The 17,111-nt window shown below is 71.8% G+C and carries 17 protein-coding genes; 7 read left to right on the top strand and 10 right to left on the bottom strand.

Annotated features, from left to right (window positions below):
• Positions 1 to 71 precede the first annotated feature (71 nt).
• Entirely contained in the window at positions 72 to 1,214 is a 1,143-nt protein-coding gene (locus tag BZL64_RS26955) for an ATP-grasp domain-containing protein (protein ID WP_086771778.1), read from the bottom strand.
• Positions 1,215 to 1,486: 272 nt separating this feature from the next.
• Between BZL64_RS26955 and BZL64_RS26950 the strand changes: the two genes are divergently transcribed.
• Positions 1,487 to 2,347, top strand: coding sequence for a metallophosphoesterase family protein (locus tag BZL64_RS26950; RefSeq protein ID WP_086771777.1), 861 nt, complete (start codon positions 1,487 to 1,489; stop codon positions 2,345 to 2,347).
• Positions 2,344 to 3,033, top strand: coding sequence for a 4'-phosphopantetheinyl transferase family protein (locus tag BZL64_RS26945; RefSeq protein WP_086771776.1), 690 nt, complete (start codon positions 2,344 to 2,346; stop codon positions 3,031 to 3,033). The genes BZL64_RS26950 and BZL64_RS26945 overlap by 4 nt, the downstream gene beginning before the upstream one ends.
• Before the next feature lie 51 nt (positions 3,034 to 3,084).
• On the opposite strand, the gene BZL64_RS26940 is transcribed toward BZL64_RS26945, so the two are convergent.
• Entirely contained in the window at positions 3,085 to 3,324 is a 240-nt protein-coding gene (locus tag BZL64_RS26940) for a hypothetical protein (RefSeq protein WP_086771775.1), read from the bottom strand.
• Positions 3,325 to 3,545: 221 nt separating this feature from the next.
• Here BZL64_RS26940 and BZL64_RS26935 point away from each other — a divergent pair, with 221 nt between their 5' ends.
• Positions 3,546 to 4,589: an alpha/beta fold hydrolase gene (locus BZL64_RS26935; protein ID WP_425276073.1), complete on the top strand. Its 1,044-nt coding sequence runs from the start codon at positions 3,546 to 3,548 to the stop codon at positions 4,587 to 4,589.
• Between the two features lie 31 nt (positions 4,590 to 4,620).
• On the opposite strand, the gene BZL64_RS26930 is transcribed toward BZL64_RS26935, so the two are convergent.
• Both BZL64_RS26930 and BZL64_RS26925 read right to left on the bottom strand, forming a co-directional pair.
• Entirely contained in the window at positions 4,621 to 5,163 is a 543-nt protein-coding gene (locus BZL64_RS26930) for a toxin-antitoxin system, toxin component (protein ID WP_086771779.1), read from the bottom strand.
• 41 nt (positions 5,164 to 5,204) lie between these two features.
• Positions 5,205 to 5,855 (bottom strand): helix-turn-helix domain-containing protein, encoded by a 651-nt coding sequence (locus BZL64_RS26925; protein ID WP_086771774.1) that lies wholly within the window; start codon positions 5,853 to 5,855, stop codon positions 5,205 to 5,207.
• Between the two features lie 228 nt (positions 5,856 to 6,083).
• Between BZL64_RS26925 and BZL64_RS26920 the strand changes: the two genes are divergently transcribed.
• Complete coding sequence (locus BZL64_RS26920; protein WP_086771773.1) at positions 6,084 to 6,749, top strand: MmyB family transcriptional regulator; 666 nt, start codon at positions 6,084 to 6,086, stop codon at positions 6,747 to 6,749.
• A 129-nt stretch (positions 6,750 to 6,878) separates the two neighbouring features.
• Here the strand turns inward: BZL64_RS26920 and BZL64_RS26915 are convergent, their stop codons facing one another.
• The 4 genes from BZL64_RS26915 to BZL64_RS26900 all read right to left on the bottom strand — a co-directional run bounded on the left by BZL64_RS26915 (position 6,879) and on the right by BZL64_RS26900 (position 10,834).
• Positions 6,879 to 7,817 (bottom strand): PDR/VanB family oxidoreductase, encoded by a 939-nt coding sequence (locus BZL64_RS26915; protein ID WP_086771772.1) that lies wholly within the window; start codon positions 7,815 to 7,817, stop codon positions 6,879 to 6,881.
• Positions 7,814 to 8,050 (bottom strand): hypothetical protein, encoded by a 237-nt coding sequence (locus BZL64_RS26910; protein ID WP_086771771.1) that lies wholly within the window; start codon positions 8,048 to 8,050, stop codon positions 7,814 to 7,816. The genes BZL64_RS26915 and BZL64_RS26910 overlap by 4 nt, the downstream gene beginning before the upstream one ends.
• A complete protein-coding gene (locus tag BZL64_RS26905) occupies positions 8,047 to 9,111 on the bottom strand; it encodes an aromatic ring-hydroxylating dioxygenase subunit alpha (protein WP_086771770.1) in 1,065 nt (354 codons plus the stop codon). The genes BZL64_RS26910 and BZL64_RS26905 overlap by 4 nt, the downstream gene beginning before the upstream one ends.
• A gap of 211 nt (positions 9,112 to 9,322) precedes the next feature.
• The gene (locus BZL64_RS26900; RefSeq protein ID WP_086771769.1) at positions 9,323 to 10,834 is read right to left on the bottom strand and encodes an MFS transporter; all 1,512 of its coding nucleotides are present in this window, start codon (positions 10,832 to 10,834) and stop codon (positions 9,323 to 9,325) included.
• 318 nt (positions 10,835 to 11,152) lie between these two features.
• Here BZL64_RS26900 and BZL64_RS26895 point away from each other — a divergent pair, with 318 nt between their 5' ends.
• Both BZL64_RS26895 and BZL64_RS26890 read left to right on the top strand, forming a co-directional pair.
• Entirely contained in the window at positions 11,153 to 13,204 is a 2,052-nt protein-coding gene (locus BZL64_RS26895) for a phosphocholine-specific phospholipase C (RefSeq protein ID WP_086771768.1), read from the top strand.
• A gap of 83 nt (positions 13,205 to 13,287) precedes the next feature.
• Positions 13,288 to 14,169 (top strand): LURP-one-related family protein, encoded by an 882-nt coding sequence (locus tag BZL64_RS26890; RefSeq protein ID WP_086771767.1) that lies wholly within the window; start codon positions 13,288 to 13,290, stop codon positions 14,167 to 14,169.
• Positions 14,170 to 14,175: 6 nt separating this feature from the next.
• On the opposite strand, the gene BZL64_RS26885 is transcribed toward BZL64_RS26890, so the two are convergent.
• Both BZL64_RS26885 and BZL64_RS26880 read right to left on the bottom strand, forming a co-directional pair.
• Positions 14,176 to 15,264, bottom strand: a complete 1,089-nt coding sequence (locus BZL64_RS26885) for a DMT family protein (RefSeq protein ID WP_086771766.1) — start codon at positions 15,262 to 15,264, stop codon at positions 14,176 to 14,178.
• The gene (locus BZL64_RS26880; RefSeq protein WP_086771765.1) at positions 15,261 to 16,103 is read right to left on the bottom strand and encodes a phosphatase PAP2 family protein; all 843 of its coding nucleotides are present in this window, start codon (positions 16,101 to 16,103) and stop codon (positions 15,261 to 15,263) included. The genes BZL64_RS26885 and BZL64_RS26880 overlap by 4 nt, the downstream gene beginning before the upstream one ends.
• A 302-nt stretch (positions 16,104 to 16,405) precedes the next feature.
• Between BZL64_RS26880 and BZL64_RS26875 the strand changes: the two genes are divergently transcribed.
• Complete coding sequence (locus tag BZL64_RS26875) at positions 16,406 to 17,050, top strand: TetR/AcrR family transcriptional regulator (RefSeq protein WP_086771764.1); 645 nt, start codon at positions 16,406 to 16,408, stop codon at positions 17,048 to 17,050.
• The last annotated feature ends 61 nt before the right edge of the window (positions 17,051 to 17,111 follow it).

Here is a 17,111-nt window from a genome sequence, read left to right as displayed (position 1 = left end):
GGATCATGCCGGCGTCGCGGGCAGCCGGGACGAACCGTCGGTCACGGCCGGCCTGATCCGAACGACAGACCCTACAGCGGCAGTGCCTGCGCGGTCTGGCTCACCTCGACGGAGTCGACCGGCGCCGGGACGGCCGCCGGCAAGGGCTCCGTCTCCTCCACCCGCTGCTGCGGAAACGACACCGCACGCAGTTGCCGCGGCCCCGACACGATCGCGTAGTCCTGCCCGAGGAACGGCGGAACGATTTCACCCGGATCCTCGCCGAGCGCCAACTGCACAGCCGCCCAAGGGGCGTTGACCCCGCACAGGGACAGCTGGTGCAGCCCTCCGGCCGGACGCGTGTTGACGTCCATCAGGACCGGCACATCCCCGAACATCCGGAACTGGATGTTGGACAGGTAGTGCAGCCCGAAGCCCTCGGCGATCCGCCGGGCCGGTTCCAGCCACTGCTCCTGAAGGGTGAAACCCCGGCGGCGGCCGTTCTTGGTCCGGCCGATGGACAGCCGGATGCGGTTGTCCGGACCGGTCAGGCAGTCCACCGACACCTCCGGCTGCTCCAGCCGCGGCATCACCAGCCAGTCCACCTGCTCCTCGGCCTCCTCCTCGGCCTGCTTCAACGCCTCGACGACCAGGTCCAGCTGGACGTACGGCGTCGGGAAGCCGCTGAGCTGCGACAGGGAGAACGGCGCGCGGGTGATCACGCGGAAACCCACGCCGCCCGCGCCGGACGCCGGCTTGAAGCACGCCCTGTGGCCGTCGGCCTCCAACTCATCGACAGCCGCGACGAGTTCGTCCGCCGTGCGCACCCGCCGCCACGGCGGCACGGGCACGCCGATCGCCTGGACGGCCTCGTAGGCGATCACCTTGTCGTGGAAGACGGCGACGGCCTCGGGCGGCGGTGCCAGGAGCGCCGTACCGGCCGCGGCGAAGTCGGCGCGGTGCGCCACGATCGCCGCCTGGTGCAGCCGGGGCACGAACACGTCGATGCCACGGCGACGGCACTGGTCGAGGGCGTACTCCACGTACCCGGCGGGGGACAGGCCCTCCGGCTCGAGATCGGCGGTGTCGGCGGCGGCCAGGACGGGAGAATCGGCGTCACCGTGCGTGGCGTGGATGTCCACGGCCCGGTCGCTCGGATTTCTCCGCAGCTGATCCATGAAGAACACGTTCTCCGCGTACGTGCGGTTGAGCCAGACGCGTACGCGAGAGACCATGCAGGCCACCTTTCACGGTTCGCGGGCAGGGCGAAGCAGGCCCGGCCCGGGCAGGGGGAGTGGAGGGACACCAAACCGCCGTGCGCGACGGGAGGTCGGGGCGGTGGTGTTGGGGCGATCATACGGGGTCCCGAAGGTGCCGCGTGCAACGCGCGTGTTACGGATTTTCCGATCATGTTCGTACGAGGTGGGAGCGCGGTAAGGATGGGGGAGCCGCGGTGTCGATCACGCATGCGCGGTGACGGGTGACAGTCGGGGAACGGGAGCACAGGGTGACGTCGACGGCCGGTGGAGCCGGGCAATTACTGGCCATCAGCGATCTGCACATCGGCTATCCGGAGAACCGGGCCCTGGTGGAGAGCATGGCCCCGGAGACCGACGAGGACTGGCTGCTGGTCGCCGGTGACGTCTCGGAGAACGTGGCCGACATCCACTGGACCCTGAAAACCCTCGCAAGCCGTTTCCGCAAGGTCGTCTGGACCCCCGGCAACCACGAACTGTGGACCCACCCCAAGGACACCGTCACGCTGCGCGGCGTCGCCCGCTACGAGCACCTCGTCGAGATGTGCCGGCAGCTGGACGTGGTCACCCCCGAGGACCCCTACCCGGTCTGGGACGGCCCCGGCGGCCCCGTCGCGATCGCCCCGCTGTTCCTCCTCTACGACTACTCGTTCCTCCCGGCCGGCTGCGCCACCAAGGAGGAGGGACTGGAGTACGCGCACGGGACCGGCGTCGTGTGCAACGACGAGTACCTGCTGCACCCCGACCCCTACCCGACCCGCGAGGACTGGTGCCGGGCCCGCGTCGCCGAGACCGAGCGCCGGCTCGCCGCCCTCCCGGAGGACCTGCCCACCGTCCTCGTCAACCACTATCCGCTGGACCGGCACCCCACCGACGTCCTGTGGTATCCCGAGTTCGCCATGTGGTGCGGCACCCGGCTGACCGCGGACTGGCACCGCCGCTTCCGCGTCGCCGCCATGGTCTACGGCCATCTGCACATCCCCCGGACCACCTGGCACGAGGGTGTCCGCTTCGAGGAGGTGTCGGTGGGCTACCCCCGCGAGTGGCGCAAACGCCCGCAGCCGCCGGGCCGGCTGCGCCGCATCCTGCCCTGGAAGGACGAGAGCGCGTGATCGAGGAGCTGCTGCCGGAGACGGTGATCGCCGTGGAGGCGCACGGCGAGGACGGCGTCCGCGAGTTCGGCGACGGCCCGCTGTACCCGCAGGAGGAGGCCCTGGTGGCACGGGCCGTGGCCAAACGCCGCCGCGAGTTCACCCTCGTACGCTCCTGCGCCCGCCGTGCCATGGAGAAGCTCGGCGTGCCCCCGCAGGCGGTGCTGCCCGGTGAGCGCGGCGCCCCGACCTGGCCGGCCGGGCTGGCCGGCAGCATGACCCACTGCGACGGCTACGCCGCGGCCGCCCTGGTCCGGGCCGGCGACCTGGCCTCGCTCGGCATCGACGCCGAACCGCACCAGCCGCTCCCGGACGGCGTCCTGTCCGCGATCGCGCTGCCCGCGGAGCGCGAACGGCTGCGCCGGCTGGCCGCGGACCGGCCCGACGTGCACTGGGACCGGCTGCTGTTCAGTGCCAAGGAGTCCGTCTACAAGGCGTGGTTCCCCCTGACCCGCAAGTGGCTGGACTTCAGCGAGGCCGACATCGAGATCGACGCCGGCCCCGCGGGCGCCGCCCAGGGCACCCTGCGGGCCCGCCTCCTCGTCCCGGGACCGGTGGTCGACGGCTGCCGCCTCGGACACTTCGAGGGCGGCTGGACCGTCGGGCGGGGACTGGTGGCCACGGCGATCACCGTCCCGCACGGCTGAGCCTCGCGGCGGACCGCGGCCCGCACCGTCCCTACGCCGCGGTCCCCGCCGTCACCGGTCCGGGAGCCAGCCGTGCAGCAGGCGGAAGAACTCCTCCTCGTTGCCCGCGAGCCCCGCGTCCGCCAGCGCCTGTTCCGCCTCGGCGAGGACGGCGGGCGGCACCAACGGCGGCCGGCGGTCGTACGGCGGACCGCCCGTGTCCTCCCCGAACGCCGCCCGGACGGTGTGCAGCAGCCGCAGGTACGCCTGTACGGCGGTGCGCTCGCGGTCGGTCAGTACGGCAGTGGGCATCGGTCGGCTCTCCCCGTGTCGGCGTCGTCTCCCCCGCGCCCGGCGGCGCGTGCGCCCCCGCACGGCGGCGCACCTCCCAGCTTGCCGCCCACCACTGACAATCCGGCTTTCCCCGGCACCGGTTCGCCCGCTTAGCGGAGGCGAAACGTCACCGAAATCCCCTGAAGGAAAGCATCCCTACGCTGGAAGGAAGGGCTCTCGGCCGACCGCCGGGAGCCACGGTGACGGGAGGCGAACGGGTGGCCGACACCCCGCAGCACCGCCCCGCGCGGGCCCCACGGCTGCGCCGGGTCGGCGACGGCGAACTCCAGGTGCGCCACCGTGTCCTGCACGGCTACCGGCGCGCCTTCCGGATGGCCGGGGAGGGACCGGCGCTGGTCCTCATCCACGGCATCGGGGACTCCTCCGCCACCTGGGCCGAACTGATCCCCGACCTCGCCCGCACGCACACCGTGATCGCCCCCGACCTCCTCGGCCACGGCGCCTCCGACAAGCCGCGCGCGGACTACTCGGTGGCCGCCTACGCCAACGGCCTGCGGGACCTGCTCAGCACGCTCGGCATCGAGTCGGCGACCCTGGTCGGCCACTCCCTGGGCGGGGGAGTGGCCATGCAGTTCGCCTACCAGTTCCCCGAGCGCACCGAGCGCCTCATCCTCGTCAGCGCGGGCGGTGTCGGCCGTGAGGTCAACCCCGGGCTGCGGCTGGTGTCGCTGCCCGGCGCCCATCTGGCGCTCTCCGCCCTGCGGTTGCCCGGCATGCGCCTCCAGGTCGGCCTCGCCGTACGGCTGATGAGGCTCCTGGACACCGATCTGGGGCAGGACGCGCCCGAGTTGCTCACCCTCGTCGACGCCCTGCCGGACGAGACCTCGCGCAACGCCTTCATCCGCACCCTGCGCGCGGTCGTCGACTGGCGCGGCCAGGTCGTCACCATGCTCGACCGCTGCTATCTGACCGAGGGCATGCCGACCATGCTGCTGTGGGGAGACCGGGACAGCGTGGTGCCGGTCCAGCACGCGTACGGGGCGCACGAGGCGATGCCCGGCAGCCGGCTGGAGATCTTCGAGGGCGCCGGGCACTTCCCGTTCCACACCGACCCGGCCCGGTTCCGCTCCCTGGTCGAGGAGTTCACCCGCACCACGGCGCCGGCGGACTGGAGCCGCGACCGCTGGCGCGGCCTGCTGCGCGAGGGCCGGCCCGGCGCGGGAGCCTCGCCGGCGGCCGGGGAGAGGGACCTGAAGGAAGCCAGCGAGCGCAGCGCCACGTGACGACCTGACGGACGGTCACCCCCAGGGCCGCTCAGCGGCCGGGCCGGTCCTGGGGCCCCAGGTATCCCAGTGCCGCCTCGATCCGGCCCGCCAGGTGGTCGCGCCGCCCGCGTCCGCGCGGCGCCGAATCGGCCAGCCACGTACGGCACTTGCTGGCGAGGAGCAGGCCGAAGCTCTCGGCGTCCCGCTCGTCGGCCTGGTCGGAGGGGCTGCGTGCGGCGACCTTGCGGACCGTCGCCCGAAGGTCCGCCTCGTCGTGGAGCAGCCGGGCCGCCACCGCGGCGCCCTCCACATGGTGGCCGTGGTGTCCCGCCTCCATGTGCCACAGTTCATGGCCGAGGATCACCAACTGGTGGCCGGGCGCCGTGCGTTCCTCGATCACGACGAGGTCCTGGTCGGCCATGTCGAGCCACAGGCCGCTGGCCGTGCCGGGCGGGAACGCGGCCGTACGGAAGGTGACCGGGCGTCCGCGGCGGCGGCTCATGCCCTCGCACAGGGCCGTGTACAGGTCGGCCGGGACGGCGGGAGCGGACAGGGTCAGGTCCCCGACCAGTTCGGCGCACAGGCGGCGCATGTCCTTGGCGATGCCCACGCCTCTCCTGGTTCGCCCCCTGCTCACGACTCGGGCCGCTTCACGCTCTCCAGGAGCATGTCCAGCCACTCGGCGACCTTGTCGCGGTGCTGGTCGGTGGGGAGTTGGGCGGCCCGCCAGGCGATCCCGCGCACTCCGTGGTCCTGGAGGAGGCGCTCCAGCGGATCCGGGGCCGCCGCGGCAGCCTCCCGCGCGGCGAGCTTCTGCAGCAGTTCCTGCTCGATGTGCTGCAGGGCACCGGCCAGCGCCTCCGGGTCCTCGGCCGTGAGGAAACCGGCGTGCACGCGGAAGAAGCGCTGGAGGGCGTCGCAGTGCTCCATGGTGGGGCGGCGGTCGCCGTTGATGAGGGCGCCCGCCTGCTGGCGCGACATGCCGGCGCCGTCGGCGATCTCCTGCTGGGTGTGTCTGCGGCCGTTGGGCTTGAGCCGGGTGCGGCGCAGCAGATCCAGGCGCTGCAAGAACCGGGCCTGCACATCCGGCTCGCCCGCCGGACGGCCGCTCAGAAGGGCCTTGACCACGGACTCGGGGACGCCGGAGGCGACGGACAGCCGCCCCGTGCCGAAGACCTCCGCGTGGGGTACGCCGAGCCGGTCGGCGAGAGCGGTGACGCGGGCGACGACGGCCGACAGCAGCACCGTCGCCGTGGCGCCCGGAACCTCGAAGCCATCCGTCACCGACAGGTCTCCTACGTCTCTCACGAGCCTCTCACGGGCACACGCGATCGCCGTGAACTGCCCGGAGAGTAACCGGTCTTTCGAACTCACATCCAGGTCTCGCCACAACTGTGGCCAATTTCAGCCGTCAACGAGCGCCGAATGCCACGATAGTTGACACGCAGCGTGCCGGGCATGAGGATCGGCACGCCGTGTGAAGGCCGCAGAGGCAAGAGGGGTGACCTCCCGATGGCATATCAGGCAGGTGGGCAGTGGCCGGTGCCGCGGCCCGTCCCCGAGAGTCCCGAGGCCCAGTCCTATCTACGCGACTACGCCACGTACCTGGAGGCCGTGCCCTTTCCCTCGGTCGTGCTCGACCACCGCTGGGACGTGGTCCTCGCCAACGCCGCTTTCGCGTCACTTTTCCGGGATGTGAGCCCGCACCCGACAGCTCAGCCGGACGACAACTTCCTGCGGTTCGTCCTGTTTCACCCGGACGCGCCCTCGGTCCTCGGCGACCACGAGGCCGGCTGGTGCCTGCCGATGCTCGCCCGGTTCGCCGAGACCCTCGAACGGCATGGTCACGATCCCGTCCTGCAGACGATCCGCCGCGAGATCGCCCAGGACCCCCTGATGGAGGCCGCGTACCGGCAGGGACTGCCGCACTGGGTCCGTGCCATGGGTGAGGACGCCGTCGAGCACGACGGCGCGGTCCGCACCCTGCTCCACCACGACCCGCGCCGGCCCGCCACCGAGTGCCGTATCGTCTGCGAAACTCCGCGCACCCTCGGCGAGATGGGGTACACGCGGATGACGATGGTGCCGCGCGAGGCACCCGCGCCGGCGCCCCGCCGGGTACGGCGTCCGCGCCGCACCGCCGGACACCTCAGCGTGGTCCCCGCCCCCGAGGACTGACCGGGCACCGTCGGCGTTCAGGTCGCCGACGGCGCCCGGGTCAGCGGGAGGGCGGCGGGTTTCGTCCTCACGCCAGGCCGTCGTCGCAGCCGAGTCGGCGCAGCGCCTCGCCGCGTGCGGCTCCGCACGTCACAGGTCCAGCACGAGCCGCTTCCCCCGGCAGCGGGACACGCAGATCATCATCGTCTCCCCGGCCTCCCGTTCCTCGTCGGTGAGCACGGAGTCCCGGTGGTCCGGGGCCCCGTCGAGGACGTCGGTCTCACAGGTGCCGCAGGTCCCCTCGGTGCAGGAGAACAGCACCTCGACCCCGGCGGCGCGCACGGTGTCCAGCACCGACACGCCCGGCGCGACGGTCAGCGTACGGCCGCTGCTCGCCAGCTCGACCTCGAACCCGGCGTCCTCGCCGCCCTGCCGCTCCTTCGCCTGGAACCGCTCTACGCGCAGCGCACCGGACGGACAGCGGGCCTCGACCGCGTCGAGGAGTGGACCGGGGCCGCAGCAGTAGACCAGGGTCCCCTCGGGCAGCGCGTCCAGCACGGGGCCGAGGTCGAGCAGTCCGGCCTCGTCCTGCGGGGCGAGGGTGACCCGGTCGCCGTACCGCGCCAGTTCCTCGGTGAACGCCATCGAGGCGCGGGAGCGGCCGCCGTAGAGGAGGCTCCACTCGGCGCCCGCCGCCTCGGCCGCCGCGAGCATCGGCAGGATCGGGGTGATGCCGATGCCGCCCGCGACAAAGCGGTAGCGGGGGGCCGGCCGCAGTGCGAAGTGGTTGCGCGGACCGCGCACCCGCACCGTGTCGCCCGGCCTCAACCGCTCGTGCACGTGGGCCGATCCACCGCGGCCGTGCGGCTCCCGCAGCACCGCGATCCGCCAGACGGAACGGTCCGCCGGGTCACCGCACAGCGAGTACTGGCGCTCCAGCCCCGGGCCGAGGAGGAGGTCGATGTGGGCGCCGGGCTCCCAGGCGGGCAGGGATTCGCCGAGTGGGTGGCGCAGGGAGAGGGCCCGTACACCGTCGGCGGCGGACTGTATGCCGTCGACGACGAGGTGTGTTTCGTAGACCGTGGTCATGCGGCGCTTCCGTTGTCGGTGTTTCCGTCGTTGGTGCTTCCGGTGTTTCCCGTGCTTGCGGGATGTCCGGCGGGGCTCGGTGGCCGGTGGCCCTCGGGGTGGCCGAGCATCCACTCCCACATCTCCACCGGGTCCTGGGCGGCGTGCGCGGCCCCGCAGTGGCAGGTGCCGTGCAGGACGTCCGTGCCCGGCAGCCAGGCGATGCGGTAGACCTCGCCGGTCGCTCCGCTCACCGGAGCACCTCCTGCGGCTTGGCGCCCTCCTCGACCAGCCGGGCGAGGATCCGGCGGGCGGCGAGGCCGCCGGTGTCGATGTTGATGCTCAGCTCCTGGTAGCCCGTCCGCTCCGAACCGAGCGTGCGCTGAAGGAGGTTGAGCGCGTCCACGTCCTGCATGACGACCGTGTGGTTGTTGCCGCGCAGGAACTCGGTGACCTCGTCGTCGTCCGTCGCCCAGTCCCGCGAGACCATCCAGAAGTCGTACACCTTGCCGTCCGAGGACGGAGTGATCGCGTAGGTGATCTCGGTGTGGAAGCCGTTCGGGTCGGTGCCGTCGGCCTCCGGCAGGACGCCGACGGGCGCGATGCGGCTGTGCAGCAGATACAGGCAGGGCGCGTGGTACTCGATGTCCTGCCAGCGGGTGATGCGGCCCTGGATGCCGGTCGAACGGGCGTAGAACGGCGGGCACTCGGCGTCGTCCATGTGCCGGCCGACCCGCACGATGCCCGCGCCCTCGTCGACCTCGGTGGTGATCGGCGTCTCCGCGACCTCGGGCGTGCCGATGTATCCGCCGTGCAGATACGTCTCGTGGGACAGGTCCAGCAGATTGTCGACCAGGAGCCCGTAGTCGGCGTCGATCGGTTCCATGCCGCGCACGGTGGTCCAGCCGGGGGCGTCCAGGTGCCGGGCCCGCGGAATCGTCCGCGGGTCGGCCAGTGCCGGGTCGCCGATCCACACCCACACCAGGGAGTCCTGTTCGACGACCGGGTAGGAGGCGACGCGGGCGGTGCGCGGGATGCGTTTCTGCCCCGGCACGTACACGCAGGTGCCGCTCGTGTCGTAGGTGAAGCCGTGGTAGCCGCAGACGATCCGGTCTCCGTCGAGGCGGCTCTCGGACAGCGGGAATCGGCGGTGCACACAGCGGTCGTGCAGGGCGACGGGCGTCCCGTCCTCGGTCCGGTACAGCACGAGGGGCTCTGCGAGCACCGTGCGCCCGAGCAGCTCCGCACGCCCGACCTCGTGGCTGTAGGCGGCGACGTACCACTGGTTCCTGGCGAAGTCGGTCGTGTGTGGCATGGCGTTCCCGTCCCTGTCGGCGGGGCTTCGTCGCCCCGCGTGCCGTCGTGGACTCAGGGTCGTGGCGGGTGCGCGGGCCGGGCAAGGCGGCTTCTGCCAGACGGAAGAGTCGGGTGGGCGGACGCCGACGGGCCCGGTGCTCAGGAAGCACCGGGCCCGTCATCCGCGCCGTCCCCGTCCCCACGGTCGGGCGCGGGTCACCACATGCCGCTCACATGTGGACGGTGGGGGCGGCATCCGCGTCGACCGCCGGGACGCCGCGCCGGTAGAGGACCGCCGTGAGGAGGGCGCCGGCGGCGAAGAAGCCGGCCGACCACCAGTAGGCGGTGGAGTAGGACTCCAGCGCGGCCTGGGCCTGGTTGAGCTTGTCGGTCGGGTCCTTGCCGACCAGGTAGGACGTGGCGGCGCTGGCGGCCAGGGTGTTGAGCAGGGCCGTGCCGATGGAGCCGCCGATCTGCTGCATGGTGTTGACGGAGGCGGAGGCGACTCCGGCGTCGTCGCTGGCCACGCCGCTGGTGGCGAGGCTCATGGCCGGGGCCATGATGAGGCCGATACCGAGGCCGGTGACCACCAGCGGGGGCAGCACATGGGTGGCGTAGGTGCTGTCCAGGCCGAGGCCGGTCAGCCAGACCATGCCGGCGGCGCCGAGGACCATGCCGAGCGGGACCACGATCTTCGGTCCGACCCGCGGGATCAGGACGCTGGTGGACAGGGTGGCGGTCAGCATGAGGGCGGCGACCATCGGGAGGAAGGCCAGTCCGGTCCTGACGGCGGAGAAGCCGAGGCTGAGCTGGAGGTAGTAGGTGAGGAAGAGGAACACACCGAACATTCCGGCGGCGGAGATCAGCATGGCGACGAAGGACGCGCCACGGTCACGGTCCAGCAGCACGCGCAGCGGCAGCAGCGGGTGCGAGGCCCTGGTCTGCCACCAGGTGAACGCCGTCAGCAGCACGGCGCCCGCGGCGAGGAAGCCCCAGGCGAGCGGTGAACTCCAGTCGTGGGACTCGGCGTTGGAGAAGCCGTACACGATGCCGAAGAGGCCGGTGGTGACCAGGACGGTGCCGGGGATGTCGAGCTTGGAGCCGCGGTCACGAGCCGTGCGCTGGAGCAGCAGGAAGCCGCCGACCAGGGCGAAGGCCGCGATGAAGAGGTTGACGTAGAGGGTCCAGCGCCAGTCCATGTACTCGGTGAGGACACCGCCGAGCAGCAGGCCGACGGCCGCGCCGGAGCCCGCGATCGCGCCGAAGATACCGAAGGCCTTGGCGCGTTCCTTCGGGTCGGTGAAGGTGGTGGTCAGCAGGGAGAGCGCGGCGGGCGCGAGCAGCGCGCCGAACAGTCCCTGGAGCGCGCGGCCCGCGACCAGCATCTCGAAACTGGTGGCGGCGCCGGCCAGGGCCGAGGCGGCCGCGAAGCCTCCCACACCCACCAGGAAGGCGGGCTTGCGGCCGAAGAGGTCGGCGATCCGGCCGCCGAGCAGCAGCAGACTGCCGAAGGCGAGCGAGTAGGCGGTGACGATCCAGGTCCGGTTGCCGTCGGAGAAGCCGAGGTCGGCCTGGGCGGAGGGCAGGGCGATGTTCACGATGGTCGCGTCCAGTACGACCATGAGCTGGGCGAGCCCGATGACGGCGAGGATCCACCACCGATGGCTGGGCCCGGCTTCCTCCGTCTGCCTACCGCTCTTCCCGAGCGACACCGTGTCCGGTGCTGCGGCTGTCTGAGCCATGGGGACGTACTCCAGTCGTGGTTCGTGTGACGAACAAGTAAAACGAAACGGTTTCGTACACCTAGCGTAGGTGCTCTTCGAGCGAAACGCAAACGTTTCGTTGGGGGAGGGGGAGGTCGGCGCGGGCCGAGCCATGTCCGGAGCGGCGCGGCCGGGACGTGCCCCGGTACGGTCCCGCACCCCCCGTACCGGCGACCTTCACATGGCGGCCATCCGGGCCTTCCCTCCCGTTGTGTCCTCTTGGAACACTCCTTGCGCGCGCATTCCGCAGCGAACGACCGGCCGCCGAACACGCCCCGCACGAGAGGTCCTTCACCCATGTCCGAAGTCAACCGGCGCAGATTCCTCCAGATCGCGGGTGCCACCACGGCGTTCAGCGCGCTGTCGAGCAGCATCGAGCGGGCCGCGGCCCTGCCCGCCCACCACCGCACCGGGACGATCGAGGATGTCGAGCACATCGTCGTCCTCATGCAGGAGAACCGGTCGTTCGACCACTACTTCGGCAAGTTGAGGGGCGTGCGCGGCTTCGGGGACCCGCATCCGGTGACGCTGCCGAACGGCAGGTCGGTGTGGCACCAGTCGGACGGCACCAAGGACCTCCTGCCGTTCCACCCGACCGCCGACGACCTCGGCATGCAGTTCCTCGAAGGCCTCCCGCACAGCTGGCCCGACGGCCAGGCGGCCTACAACGGCGGCAGGTACGACAAGTGGGTGCCCGCGAAGGGCACGACGACGATGGCGTACCTCACCCGTGAGGACATTCCCTTCCACTACGCGCTCGCCGACAGGTTCACCGTCTGCGACGCCTACCACTGCTCGTTCATCGGCTCCACCGACCCGAACCGCTACTACATGTGGACGGGTCACACGGGCAACGACGGCCAGGGCGGCGGCCCCGTCATGGGCAACGACGAGCTGGGCTACGACTGGACGACGTACCCCGAGCGGCTGGAGAAGGCGGGCGTCTCCTGGAAGATCTACCAGGACATCGGCGACGGCCTCGACGCGCAGGGCTCCTGGGGCTGGATCCAGGACGCCTATCGCGGCAACTACGGCGACAACTCGCTGCTCTACTTCAACAAGTACCGCGATGCCTCCCCCGGTGACCCGCTGTACGACAAGGCCCGCACCGGCACCGACGTCAAGAACGGTGACGGCTACTTCGACCGGCTCCGGGCCGACGTCAAGGCCGGCAAGCTGCCCGAGATCTCGTGGATCGCCGCCCCCGAGGCCTTCTCCGAGCACTCCAACTGGCCCTCGAACTACGGTGCCTGGTACATCTCCCAGGTTCTGGACGCGCTCACCTCCAACCCGGCGGTGTGGGCGAAGACCGCGCTGTTCGTCACGTACGACGAGAACGACGGCTTCTTCGACCACCTGGTGCCGCCGCTGCCGCCGGCGTCCGACGCACAGGGCCGGTCCACCGTGGACGTCACCCTGGACCTGTATCCGGGCGCCGCCGACCGCGTCGCCGGTCCGTACGGCCTCGGCCCACGCGTGCCGATGCTCGTCGTCTCGCCCTGGAGCAAGGGCGGTTACGTCTGCTCCGAGACCCTCGACCACACCTCGGTCATCCGCTTCATGGAGCGCCGCTTCGGGGTGCACGAGCCGAACATCTCGCCCTGGCGGCGAGCCGTCTGCGGTGACCTGACCGGGGCCTTCGACTTCTCCCGCAAGGACACCGCTCCGGTCGCCCTGCCCGACACCGACGGGTACGAGCCGCAGGACCGCGAGCGCCACCCCGACTACCGTCCCACCCCGCCCGCCGAGGGCGCCCTCCCCGGGCAGGAGCGCGGTCTGCGGCCCGCCCGCCCCCTCAAGTACGCGCCGTCCGTGGACGGTTCGGCAGATCCGGCCACCGGGAGGTTCACGCTCACCTTCGCCTCGGGCGCCAAGGCGGGCGCCGCCTTCCTGGTCACCTCCGGCAACCGCACCGACGGGCCTTGGACCTACACCACCGAAGCCGGCAAGAAGATCTCCGACACCTGGAACGCGGCGTACTCGGGCGGCTCCCACGACCTCACCGTGCACGGGCCGAACGGCTTCCTGCGCGTCTTCAAGGGGCCGGGCAAGGCCGCGGGACCCGAGGTCGTGGCGCGGCACGTCGGCGACGACGTGGAGCTGACCTTCACCAACCGGGGCTCCGCGACGGTGGAGCTGAAGGTGGCCGACGGCTACCGCGGCCGTACGACGACGGTACGGGTCAAGGTGGGTGCCGTCCTCAAGCGCACCGTCGACCTGAGCGGCAGCCGGCGCTGGTACGACCTCACGGTGACCTCGGTCGCCGACCCGTCGTTCCAGCGGCGGTTGGCCGGGCACGTCGAGAACGGACGCCCTGGTGTGAGCGACCCTGCCATCGTCACGGAGTGAGTGTGCCGCGAGGGTAAAAGCCCGGTGAACACCGCATCGTGGGGGCTGGTCAGGTCCGGGTGGGCTCGGGGTAGTGTGCCCCGGTGACCACGCATTCGAACACACCTGCAGGTTGGTATCCGGACCCGCACGGGGCCGACCGGACCCTGCGTTACTGGGACGGATCCCAGTGGACCGAGCACACCCACGCCGAGCAGCAGCAGGCGCAGGGTCAGCCTCAGGTACCGGCTCAGCAGCCCGTGCAGCCGATACCGGCGCAGCCCTTCCAGCCGCAGGTGCCGGCCCAGCCCGCCGCCGGACCCGACCCCCGCGTCCAGCAGCAGGTGCAGCAGCAGGCGGGCGTCGCGGCGGGCGGCCCCGGCGGCGGCACGCTGTTCAGCGAGCCGGTGCTGGTGGTCAACCAGAAGGCCAAGCTGATCGAGCTGACCAACGAGTACAAGGTCATGGACCAGCAGGGCAACCAGCTCGGTTCGGTCGTGCAGGTCGGGCAGAGCGCGCTGAAGAAGGTCCTGCGCTTCGTCGCCAGCATCGACCAGTTCATGACGCACAAGCTGGAGATCCGCGACTCCTACGGTCAGCCGGTGCTGCTGCTGACCCGCCCGCGCAAGTTCCTGAAGTCGCGGGTGATCGTGACGCGTCCCGACGGGCAGCCGGTCGGCGAGATCGCCCAGCAGAACGTCTTCGGGAAGATCAACTTCGCCATCAACGCGGACGGCCGGCAGGTCGGCGCGATCAAGGCGGAGAACTGGCGGGCCTGGAACTTCGCGATCGTCGACCACGCCGACAACGAGGTCGCCCGGATCACCAAGACCTGGGAAGGTCTCGCCAAGACCCTGTTCACCACCGCGGACAACTACGTCCTGCAGATCCACTACCAGCTGCCCGAACCCCTGCTGAGCCTGGTCGTCGCCACCGCGCTCACGGTGGACACGGCGCTGAAGCAGGACTCCCGCGGCCTCGGCTGACGCCGGTCACCGTGACGTGAGGTGCCCCGGTCCCGTGGCCGGCCGGGGCAGCAGCGCGGGGTCGGCGGAAGCCGTCCGCGGCTTCAGCGCCAGCACCGCGGCCACCGGATGCTCATCGTGCTCGTCCTCGTGGCGCACGGCAGGCCTGTCGTCGTGGCGCACGACGTGGCGCGGGGTGTGTCCCGAGGCGTACAGCGCCGCGAGTTCCGCACCGGGGCCCACCGACGGAGCCGTCGAAGGCATGGCGGCTGCCACCTCCGCAGAAGCCGCGACGGGCTGCGGCGTCGCGCGGGACAGCAGGACCACGCCCCAGGCGGAGAGTCCCGCCCCGCCGGCCGCGAGGAGCACGCCCGCCGCCCCGCCCTGGAGCCGTTCGCCCAGCAGCGTGAGGCCGATCACCGCGGCGGCCAGCGGGTTCGCCAGTGTCACCACCGCCAGCGGGGCGCCCAGTCCGCCCCGGTAGGCGGTCTGCGACAGCAGCAGCCCACCCGTGGCGAAGGCGGCCACCAGCAGCGCCACCCCGATCACCTGCACGCTGAGCACCGGGCCGGACCGGTCGGTCGCGGCCACCGTCACCGTCTGGGTGAGCGCGGAGGCCACCCCGGAGGCGAAACCGGACGCGCCCGCGTGCCGCAGACCCGGCCGGGTGCCGGGCCGGGCCACCAGCCCGATCAGCGCCGCCGTCACCCCCGCCACCGCCACGGCCTCGGACCCGCTCAGTACGTCGTCGGGGGCCGGACCGGACGCCGTGACCAGGATCGCGGCCAGCCCGAGCAGGGTGAGGGCGGTGCCCCGCCACTCGGCCGCGCCGACCCGCCGCCCGGCGATGCGCGCCCCCAGCGGCACCGCCGCGACGAGGGTGAGCGCGCCGAGCGGCTGCACCACGGTCAGCGGGCCGTACTTGAGGGCCACGACATGCAGCACGGCGGCCCCGCCGTTGAGCCCGACCGAGGCCCACCACGCGCCGCTGCCGAGCATGCCGACGACACCGGTGCCGGGGGAGCGGGAGGCCAGCCGCTCCTGGGCGACGGCCGCGGCAGCGTAGGCGACCGCGGAGAACAGCGACAGGACGACGGCGAACAGGGCGGCGTTCATCGGCCGGTCCCCACGAGCACCGGCTCCTGGGCGACCTTCTCCTGGGCGACCGTCTCCTCGGGCACCTGCTCCTCGGCCGGTACGAGGGCGGGCGCACCGCGTCCGGCCGTCGTCGCCGTGCGCCGCGGCGCACGGATCACCAGGAGAGCGACAGCGAGGAGCGCGGCGGCCATGAGCGCGTCGAGCCAGTAGTGGTTCGCGGTGCCCACGATCACCAGGAGCGTGAGCAGCGGGTGCAGCAGCCACAGCCACCGCAGGCGCGACCGGGTGGCGACGATCAGCCCGACGGCGACCATCACCGCCCAGCCGAAGTGCAGCGACGGCATCGCCGCGAACTGGTTGGACAGGGTGTCGGTCTGCGGCGGCCCGTACACCGAAGGCCCGTACACGCGCGCGGTGTCGATCAGGCCCGTCGAGACCAGCATCCGGGGCGGCGCGAGCGGGAAGGCGAGATGGGCGACCAGGGCGGCGGCCGTGACGGCGGCGAGCACCCGGCGGGCCCAGACGTAGTGCGCGGGGCGTCGTAGGTAGAGCCAGATCAGGAAGGCGGCGGTGGCGGGGAAGTGCACGGTCGCGTAGTAGGTGTTCGCGATGTGGACCAGGCCGTCGCCGTGCAGCAGCAGGGACTGCACCGTGTCCTCGTCCGGCAGCCGCAGCCACCGTTCCGCGTCCCACACGCCATGCGCGTTGCGGAACGCCTCGGCGGTGTGGCCCGTGGCCAGCTGACGGCCGAACTTGTAGACGAGGAAGAGCCCTGCGACGAGCAGGAGCTCCCGGACTAGCGGCGGCCGTACCGGTGTGGCCGGTTCCGCTTCTTCAGGCTCGGTTCGGGCATTCATCCCCCGGCCCCTTCACTGACGTGGTGCGTGTGGGTGGTGCGTATGCGTTTGCGTGTGCTTGGTGCGCGTACGCCTCGCTGCTGTTGCTGCTGTTGCTGCTGTTGCTGCTGTTGCTGCTGATGCCGCTCGGGCGGGAAGGCTTGTGGCCGGTAACCCATGCATGCACCATCGATACGACATCGTACCGATACGCCAGTGTACCGATACGAATGAGTACCGGTACACTGGCGTATCGATTGAGATAGGACACACTGGTACGGCCCCCTCGGGGGCCGCCGGACAGCAGTGAGGAGAAGGGCCGAATGACGTCGCAGGACGCGGACGGACCGGAGTCGGTCGCCGCCTCGCGCCGCTCCAAGCTCACGCCCGAGCGTGAGCAGGAGTTCTTCGACGCCGTCCTGGAGCAGATCCGCGAGTGCGGGTACGAGGCCGTCACCATGGAGGGCGTCGCCACCAGTACCCGGTGCAGCAAGTCCACGCTGTACCGGCAGTGGAAGACCAAGCCCCAGTTCGTGGTGGCCGCCCTGCGCTCCCGCCGCCAGTCGCGGCTCGCCGGGATCGACACCGGCTCACTCGCCGAGGACCTGCGCGAGGCCGCGCGGGGAGCCGCCCGCTGGTCCATGACCGACACCAAGCTGCTCCAGGCGCTGGGGCACGCCGTCACCCAGGACGCGGACCTCGCGGGCGCGCTGCGCGAGGCGATCGTCGAACCGGAGATCACCGCGCTGCGGGAGATCCTGCGCCGGGGCGTCGAGCGCGGCGAGGTCGAGGCCGGCCATCCGGCGCTGGAGTACATCCCGGCCCAGATGTTCGGCATGGTCCGCGCCCGCCCCGTGGTGGACGGCGAATACGCCGACGAGGCCTACCTGCTGCGCTTCGTGGAGGCGGCCGTACTGCCGGCACTGCGCCTCGGCCCCGAAAGACCCAGGCCGCCGTCCGCGGGATGACCGGACGGTGACCTGACCGCGCCGCCCCCGTCCCCACGGTGCGGCGCGGTCAGGTCACCGT

Origin of the sequence: Streptomyces bobili (genome assembly GCF_002154575.1) — a bacterium.
Classification (GTDB): domain Bacteria; phylum Actinomycetota; class Actinomycetes; order Streptomycetales; family Streptomycetaceae; genus Streptomyces; species Streptomyces bobili.
Note: the sequence above shows the minus strand (reverse complement) of the source record. Positions and strands in the feature narration are given on the sequence as shown.

What these genes read in the sequence shown, in the direction of transcription:
- BZL64_RS26920 (WP_086771773.1), top strand. Translation starts at nt 6,084, where the DNA reads ATGGCATATCAGGCAGGTGGGCAGTGGCCGGTGCCGCGGCCCGTCCCC.
- BZL64_RS26955 (WP_086771778.1), bottom strand. Translation starts at nt 1,214, where the DNA reads ATGGTCTCTCGCGTACGCGTCTGGCTCAACCGCACGTACGCGGAGAAC.
- BZL64_RS26875 (WP_086771764.1), top strand. Translation starts at nt 16,406, where the DNA reads ATGACGTCGCAGGACGCGGACGGACCGGAGTCGGTCGCCGCCTCGCGC.
- BZL64_RS26880 (WP_086771765.1), bottom strand. Translation starts at nt 16,103, where the DNA reads ATGAATGCCCGAACCGAGCCTGAAGAAGCGGAACCGGCCACACCGGTA.
- BZL64_RS26905 (WP_086771770.1), bottom strand. Translation starts at nt 9,111, where the DNA reads ATGCCACACACGACCGACTTCGCCAGGAACCAGTGGTACGTCGCCGCC.
- BZL64_RS26940 (WP_086771775.1), bottom strand. Translation starts at nt 3,324, where the DNA reads ATGCCCACTGCCGTACTGACCGACCGCGAGCGCACCGCCGTACAGGCG.
- BZL64_RS26885 (WP_086771766.1), bottom strand. Translation starts at nt 15,264, where the DNA reads ATGAACGCCGCCCTGTTCGCCGTCGTCCTGTCGCTGTTCTCCGCGGTC.
- BZL64_RS26900 (WP_086771769.1), bottom strand. Translation starts at nt 10,834, where the DNA reads ATGGCTCAGACAGCCGCAGCACCGGACACGGTGTCGCTCGGGAAGAGC.
- BZL64_RS26915 (WP_086771772.1), bottom strand. Translation starts at nt 7,817, where the DNA reads ATGACCACGGTCTACGAAACACACCTCGTCGTCGACGGCATACAGTCC.
- BZL64_RS26930 (WP_086771779.1), bottom strand. Translation starts at nt 5,163, where the DNA reads ATGCGCCGCCTGTGCGCCGAACTGGTCGGGGACCTGACCCTGTCCGCT.
- BZL64_RS26895 (WP_086771768.1), top strand. Translation starts at nt 11,153, where the DNA reads ATGTCCGAAGTCAACCGGCGCAGATTCCTCCAGATCGCGGGTGCCACC.